The organism is Vibrio sp. M260118, assembly GCF_036533755.1.
Taxonomy (GTDB): Bacteria; Pseudomonadota; Gammaproteobacteria; order Enterobacterales; family Vibrionaceae; genus Vibrio.
The window spans coordinates 1-4,871 of the sequence record NZ_JATABG010000282.1 but is presented as its reverse complement, the minus strand read 5'-3'; the positions used below and the strand labels follow the sequence as shown (position 1 = coordinate 4,871).

The following is a 4,871-nucleotide window of genomic DNA, read 5'->3' as shown; positions in this document are numbered from 1 at the left end:
GGTACGACCTACCAGATAAAGTCGACACCCAACATAGTCAGTTGGTCGACAACCTTACTGAACTATTGGAAAGCGTAGAATCTTCGTTCGTGCTAGTCTCGCCCTACTTCGTTCCAACCGAATATGGTGCAAAAGCCCTTGTTGATGCTGCTAAACGAGGGATTAAGGTGACGGTCATCACCAACAGCCTAGCGTCAAACGATGTTTTCGCTGTTCACGGTTGGTATGCCAAATATCGACAGCAACTTGTTGAAGGTGGCGTAGAGCTTTGGGAAACTAAAGCAAGTGCTCATATAGACAGCAAATGGACGGTCACGGGTAGTAGCCGCTCTAGCTTACACGCTAAAATGATTCTGATTGATGGAAAAATACTGTTCGTTGGCTCAATGAACTGGGACCCACGTTCAGCGCATCTCAACACCGAAATGGCTTATGTGGTAGAACAACCAGAGTTTGTACTACTGTCACTCAATAAGTTACCCGATACCCTTAGCCAAAATGCCTACCAAATCGTGATTCATGAAGGTCAACTTGGATGGAAAGACGTACTATCAGGCGTGATCTTTACTTCCGAGCCCGATGCCAGTGTTTGGCGAAAAATGGGAGCCTGGCTATCAGGACTACTGCCTATTGAGGATCACCTGTAAACCCTTGACTTAACATTCCGAAAGTGAATAAGTCCCGCTTATCTATTCACTTTTACACCGCTTCAAGCATCATATGCACTTTGATTCTCAAGTAATGAGAAAACAACACAAGTAACGACCTTTCATTACAATGGTTAAATAGTAGCGAATTTTGCTATCAAACAGTGAATAATCAGTTTTTAGTTGGTTACAATAGCAAAATTTATAGTGATTAGTGTCACATCTGTATCTCTACTCGATCATTTTTCTTTTTGATTTTTTTGTCTGGCTGCTAACCTCCTGCTCTCCTTGAAATGAACTCAAGGTGCATAACTATAAGGAGTGTTCACTATGAATACCAAGAAACCAATGTCGCTGACCGGCCGCGTAATACTAGGCATGGTCGCAGGTATCTTGACAGGATTTGCGATTCGCAGTCTTTTTGCTGACAACGGATTTGTCGATGCATATATTGTAAATGGATTATTTGAAGTAGGCGGCCAGATCTTTGTCGCTAGTTTGAAAATGCTTGTTGTCCCACTTGTTTTTGTCTCACTCGTTTGCGGAACAAGCTCACTCAAAGACTTATCAACCCTTGGCAGAATGGGTGGTAAGACCCTAGCATTTTACGTAGCAACCACTGCTATTGCGATCACGCTAGCCCTAACTATGGGTAATCTGTTCCAACCAGGAGCAGGGGCAGACCTTACCGCAGCAAGCTCATTTAAGTCAGCAGAAGCGCCATCTCTAGGTCAGGTGATCATCGATATGTTCCCGACCAACCCAATCAGCGCAATGGCAGAAGGTAAAACTCTGCAAGTTATCGTATTTGCAGTGCTATTTGGTATTGCAATCAGTGCTGCTGGCAAACCAGGTGAACGCATTGCTTCATTCTTTGCCGATCTAAACGAAGTGATCATGAAGTTGGTTGCGATCTTGATGAACCTAGCCCCTTACGGCGTGTTCTTCCTGATGGCAAAGCTATTCACTGGATTAGGTTTAAGCGCCATCATAAACCTAGCAGAATACTTCGTCGTACTTGCGGGCACATTGCTGCTACACGGTTTAGTGACATACAGCGTCATGCTTAAAGGCTTCACAGGTCTAAGCCCAATCACCTTCCTAAAGAAAATGGAAGATGCTGTGATGTTCGCCTTCTCAACCGCATCATCTAACGCGACTATTCCTGTTACTATGGAAACAGCGAAAAACCGCATGGGTGTCCATAACCGCGTTTCCTCATTCACCGTTCCTTTAGGTGCGACCGTCAACATGGATGGCACAGCAATTATGCAAGGTGTCGCAACCGCGTTTATCGCGCAGGCATTCAACATCGACCTAACCATGACTGACTACCTGATGGTTATCATGACAGCAACGCTAGCGTCAATCGGTACTGCAGGCGTTCCAGGTGTTGGTCTTGTCATGCTAGCTATGGTGCTCAACCAAGTAGGTCTACCACTTGAAGGTATCGCTCTTATCATGGGTGTTGACCGTCTACTGGATATGATCCGTACCGCAGTAAACATCACGGGTGATAGCGCAGTTTCAATCATTGTTGCCAAATCTGAAGGCGCTCTAGACGAAGACCGCTTTAACGATCCAATGGCCGGCGTAAAAGAAGAAGAAGTTCATCTAAAACATTCTGAAGCTTAACGAAAGCGCCAAAGAAAAACAAAACCGAGGATATGTGAGTCCTCGGTTTTTTTGCTTTCTAAGAGGGATTAATTCGGCATCGGCAGTATTTCAAACATGCCATCAAAATCATCTAGGCTGCTTACTAACTGCTTCACTAGCGCAGTCTCACCTTTCAATGTCGCCTTACCAGATTTAGTTAGCTGCTCTAAGGTTACTTTGCCAAGTACCATATCCGTCATGTCAGTTTTGTTTATCTCAACCGTCACATCAGATGTTGGCATCTCATCGATTTGAATATTAGCCATATTTGAGTTTGATACTTCTCCAAAGTAGAACTCATTCAAATCTGGGTGATGAACAGCAAAGCTAAAGTCCAATTGAGCATTTTCTGCTTTCTCGGCGTTTAGTCTTACCGCTAAGAAATCTAAGAACATACCTGTTGGTGTGTTAGCAATGACATCAGGAGACGCGAGTTTGATTGAAGGCTGAATCTCACCTGTTCTTAGCTCTACAGCACCTTGCAAGTAAGAGTTGCGCCACGCCATTGTCTCTGACTGGTAACCTTGTTGTTCGAAGCTATCTGCCAGTGCAAATCGGTAGTCAATATTACTTGGATCACACTGAACTAAGTCGTTAAACAGTTGCGAAGCTTGTTGGTAGTTACCTTGTTCAAAGTGCTTTTGCCCTGCAGCAAACAGTGCTTGTGCCCCAGCCGCCTCAACATAAACGCAAGACTTATCTTGAGTTTGTAGTGGGTTGGTGTTGACCGGGTTCATATCATGGTAACCAAGATACAGGTTCACAACCGCACGAGCATTGTGACTGTATGAACCGTGATAACCATTAGTGTGCCATGTATCCAGCTGTGATTGAGGAACAATCTTCTCAATTTCACGGCCTACGTCATTAATCGTTACACCGTGGTTCGCTAAGCGCATCGCTTGGTTATGAATAAAGCCATAATTATCACGCTGTAGCGTCATGTAGTCAGAAATTTCATTGATGTCTGTATTTGGATCATTCCACACGGGTGCTGAGTGAGCGGCATGGATGTTATCAACCAACCCACTGTCTACGTAACGCAGTTTAAGTTCCGTTAGATACTTAGTCCAAACCAGAGCATCACGAACTTTTGCCCCGCGGAAAGTGTAGATATTGTGCATACCATCGTAAGTCAGTTCTGCGGTGTTCAACGAACGATATTCAGGGACGTAAAGCACGATCTCAGCAGGTGCTTCTGCTCCCGGCATGTTAATCGCGTGGAAATCTAGCCCATCAATGGTGACGACTTTTTCGCGGTCTTGTATCTCTTTAGTAGGCGCAACCAAAGTAACGTCACCACGTGATGTGCCTAAACCTAGCGCATTATCAACAATGCCTTGGGTGTTGTTGTCTAGTGTTGTGCCGTATTGGTAGTTGGCGCGACGACTCATCGCTGTTCCAGCAATCACGTTTTCGTCAGCGAGCTCTTTAATGAAGTCTTTCGGAGCATAGATTGGCGCACCTTCGATAAAATCACCCGATTCAACGATACCGCGAGAGCCTCCAAAATGGTCAGCATGCATATGCGAATAAATCATACCCGTGATTTTATGTTCACCGTTGATCGCAGGCAGATGCAGTTTTGCGAACTCCCACGACGCCGCAGCCGCTTCACGTGATAGCAGTGGATCATGAATCACATAGCCATTGTCAGTGCGGTAAATGGTCATATTCGACAGGTCTGCGCCTCGGATTTGATATACGCCCTCCGTCACTTGGTATAAACCACCTGCTGCGTAGTTCAACATACCTTGACGCCAAATCGAAGGGTTTACGGAAGCAGGTAACTGGTCAACGCTCATATCTGCCATGTACTCAAAGCGGTTCTTTAGCTCCCCTGCTGCATGTGTGCCAAATTCAGCAATTAGGCCATGTTGCGTACGCTCAAATGCACTCACATCTTGCCAAGGCAACTGTTTTGCTAACGCTTCATTTGCTTGCTTGGTGTGCTCAGTTGCAGGCTTTCCTTGGTAGGTATCTAAGCTAGCGTAATCCGCCGCTGCTGAGAATGAAACGATAAGTGCTAGTGAAATCGCTGAAGGAGCAAAACGGGTTGTCATAGTGAGCCTCGTTGAATCTTGTATTGGGAACAGGGGCTACTTTATTCGGTTGACACATAACAATATATACATGTAACTTTATTTTAAACATCACCATTTGTTATGTTTGGAGAAAGACGTTGCTCGACAATAATATTGACCTCAACCTATTGAAGGTATTTCTCTCTGTATATCAGCATCGTTCAATCACAGTAGCCGCTGAGGTGTTGGGATTAACTCAACCAGGTGTGAGCGGTGTACTTAAGCGCTTGCAGCAGCAGCTTGGTATTCAGCTGTTTATCCGCTCCGGACGCGGGATTGCACCTACCCATCAAGCTCACGAATTTGCACGTCAAATAGAGCCTGCTCTGACGCAAATTACCAACGCACTGGAGGGACTAGAAACCTTTAGCACGCAAAATTCACGTCGGTTTGTCGTCTATACTTCCGAACCTATGATGTTGATGCTGTTGCCGAAAATTGAAGCGGACCAAACCCTCGGTAATGTGCAGATCGAGCTACATCC

General features: G+C 45.3%; 4 protein-coding genes. 3 read left to right on the top strand and 1 reads right to left on the bottom strand.

Annotated features, from left to right (window positions below):
• Positions 1-647 (top strand): phospholipase D-like domain-containing protein (locus QTO00_RS14955; protein ID WP_331425502.1); only part of this gene is annotated, 647 nt, incomplete at its 5' end.
• 330 nt (positions 648-977) lie between these two features.
• Positions 978-2,282 carry a dicarboxylate/amino acid:cation symporter gene (locus QTO00_RS14950; protein ID WP_331425501.1) on the top strand — a complete coding sequence of 435 codons (1,305 nt, stop codon included), beginning with the start codon at positions 978-980 and terminating at the stop codon, positions 2,280-2,282.
• Between the two features lie 68 nt (positions 2,283-2,350).
• Here the strand turns inward: QTO00_RS14950 and QTO00_RS14945 are convergent, their stop codons facing one another.
• Positions 2,351-4,366, bottom strand: a complete 2,016-nt coding sequence (locus QTO00_RS14945) for an alkyl/aryl-sulfatase (RefSeq protein ID WP_331425500.1) — start codon at positions 4,364-4,366, stop codon at positions 2,351-2,353.
• 119 nt (positions 4,367-4,485) lie between these two features.
• Here QTO00_RS14945 and QTO00_RS14940 point away from each other — a divergent pair.
• A partial coding sequence (locus QTO00_RS14940) for a LysR family transcriptional regulator (protein ID WP_331425499.1) occupies positions 4,486-4,871 on the top strand: 386 nt, incomplete at its 3' end.